Below are 2,504 nucleotides of genomic sequence, written 5' to 3'. Positions count from 1 at the left end.
TTGACCTTGAGGCTGATGTCAGCTTTACTATCTGCTTAATCCGCTCCATTAGCTGTGAAAGATTTATTTTCCTTGACTTTTTCAATTTTTAGGTTATAAATTGTAGTGATTTCGAGCATACTAAAGACGTAGAATCTAGCAAGCCTTTCGCCTTAAAAAGGAGACAAAAATGACGAAGAAGTTGTTAATTTTAGTGATTTCGATTTTGGGTTGTATATTGTTATACACTTTTAGTGCATTATCACACTCTCCTACAAATAACCGCACGCCCTGGTCGATGTTCCGTCACAAGGAAACTCACAGCGCGATCTATACTCTTACTAGTTCACAGAATCGTCCTGATACTACTTCACAGAATCTTGCTGATGCGAATGCTGATGACTTAAGGAACGTACAAGATGTTATCTATATGATTAATTATTTGTTTAAAGGTAGCGGTAAGCCGCCGGGATACCCGAACTATAACCCAGATGTAGACCCTCCTCCTGATCCTCTGGAAGTTCTGCTTCATGGAGATGCAGGTAATGATTGTAAGTTTAGCGTATCAGATGTTATCTATATGATTAATTTTATGTTTAAAGGTGGTCCTGCGCCAGAGTATTACTCTCCAGGTGGTTATAACCCTCCCCCAACTTATCAAGAGCAATGTTGTTGTTGTGTATATGGTCATGACCCCACTAAATGCGATACTAGTAGATGTAGTTCTAGTAAATGTCCCTGAGCTTTTCAGCTTGTAGATCAACCATTCCGAAGGGTGGTTGACATTTTTCTGTGTCAAGCAGTCCTGTGGTTCGACTTTGCCCTTCGGTCTGAGCTCAGGGTCGAAGACTCATCACCCTGAGCTTGTCGAAGGGCGGACATGCTTGACCTACAAATTTGAATCCCAGCTTGAGGATAAGGTGAGCTATGAGTTGGAGTGCAAAAGCTTGCTTTTGCTCGCATCAGCAAGCTGATGCACTTCTACAACTTATACTTCTCCATCCTGTATAGCAAAGTCGGTCTTGATATACCTAAGTATTTTGCTGCCTGGGTCTGGTTTCCACTGGCTTTTTCCAGGGCAATTTTTATAAGCTCTTTTTCCACCTCTTCTAAATCAATTCCTTCTTCCGGCAGGTCCATAACCACGTTTCCAATTCTTTTCTCCCCTTTCCAAATCTTTTCAGGCAGGTTTTCTTTTTTGATCATACATTCCTTTTTTAAAACTAAAGCTCTTTCGATAGTATTCTCTAACTCCCTGACATTCCCGGGCCAGGAATAGTTCATCAGGGAATGCATTGCCTCATCTTCAATTTGACAATCGGTATCTCCGAACTTCTTAAGGAAATGCTCGATCAAGCTCGGAATATCCTCTTTTCTTTCTCTTAAAGGAGGCAGGGTAATGGAAATAACGTTCAGCCGATAATAGAGGTCTTCTCTGAACTTCTTATCCTTAACTAATCTTTCTAATTCCTGATTAGTAGCCGCTATGATGCGCACATCTATCTTTACAGGTGAACTTGAGCCGACTCTATCAATCTCCCTTTCCTGAATTGCCCTTAAAAGTTTTGCCTGCATCTCCGGTGACATCTCAGCTATCTCATCCAGGAACAAGGTCCCCTCATCTGCCAGCTCGAATTTACCTTCCCGGTCTTTTATCGCCCCGGTAAAAGAACCCTTCGTATGCCCGAAAAGCTCACTTTCTAAAAGAGTGGGTGGAATAGCCGCACACTGAACCGCAACAAAAGGTCCTTCTGCGCGAGGACTATGATAATGAATTGCCTTGGCAACCAACTCCTTTCCAGTCCCGCTTTCGCCTAAGATAAGAACATTCGAATTTGTGCCAGCCACTAATGAGATAAGCTCAAACACCTTTTCCATTTTCGGACTTTTTCCGATGATATTTTCGAATTTGTATTTCTCAGTCAACTGGCTTTTTAAACTTATGTTCTCTTCCTTGAGAGACTTCAACTCTAAAGCCTTTTTGACAATTAAGCCCAGCTCCTCCTGGCTAAAAGGCTTGGTGATGTAATCGTATGCTCCTGCCTTCATCGCCTCAACTGCACTATCGATGGTGCCAAAAGCGGTGATCATGATGAATGGTACCTCGAGCTTGATTTTCTGAGTTTCTCTTAAAAGCTCCATCCCTCCCATTTCCGGCATAGAGAGGTCAGAGATGATCAAATCCGCATCCTTTTCCTTGAGAAATGACAGAGCCTCTTTCCCATTGGGAAAAACATATACTTCGAATCCTTCCCCTTTGAGACTGTATTCCATAATCCGGGAAAGGCTCGGATCATCTTCAGCCAAAACGATTTTACTTTTTCTCATCTTTTTCCTCCCCCTTTAACCGGGAAAATAAGGGTAAACGTGGTTCCCTTGCCCAAGTAACTCTCGACCTTTATTTCTCCTTTATGATTTTGAACTATCCTTTCGACTGTTCCCAAGCCCAATCCTGCTCCATTCTCTTTGGTGCTGAAAAAAGGGGTAAAGATATTTTCTTCAGTTTCTTCAGACATCCCTTTACC

Annotated in this window: 3 protein-coding genes; 1 reads left to right on the top strand and 2 read right to left on the bottom strand. The window is 42.2% G+C overall.

Features of this window, described 5'->3' with window-relative positions; all coding sequences use genetic code 11:
- The first annotated feature begins 169 nt into the window (after window positions 1-169).
- Window positions 170-721 (top strand): hypothetical protein, encoded by a 552-nt coding sequence (locus MUP17_10835; protein ID MCJ7459474.1) that lies wholly within the window; start codon window positions 170-172, stop codon window positions 719-721.
- A 239-nt stretch (window positions 722-960) separates the two neighbouring features.
- Here the strand turns inward: MUP17_10835 and MUP17_10830 are convergent, their stop codons facing one another.
- Entirely contained in the window at window positions 961-2,307 is a 1,347-nt protein-coding gene (locus MUP17_10830; GenBank protein ID MCJ7459473.1) for a sigma-54 dependent transcriptional regulator, read from the bottom strand.
- The coding region (locus tag MUP17_10825; protein ID MCJ7459472.1) for an ATP-binding protein at window positions 2,304-2,504 on the bottom strand (201 nt) is incomplete at its 5' end. The genes MUP17_10825 and MUP17_10830, both read right to left, overlap by 4 nt.

It is taken from the genome of Candidatus Zixiibacteriota bacterium, assembly GCA_022865345.1.
Lineage (GTDB): Bacteria > Zixibacteria > MSB-5A5 > MSB-5A5 > RBG-16-43-9 > RBG-16-43-9.
The sequence above is the reverse complement of the archived record's forward strand: the minus strand, read 5'-3'. Positions and strand labels throughout refer to the sequence as shown.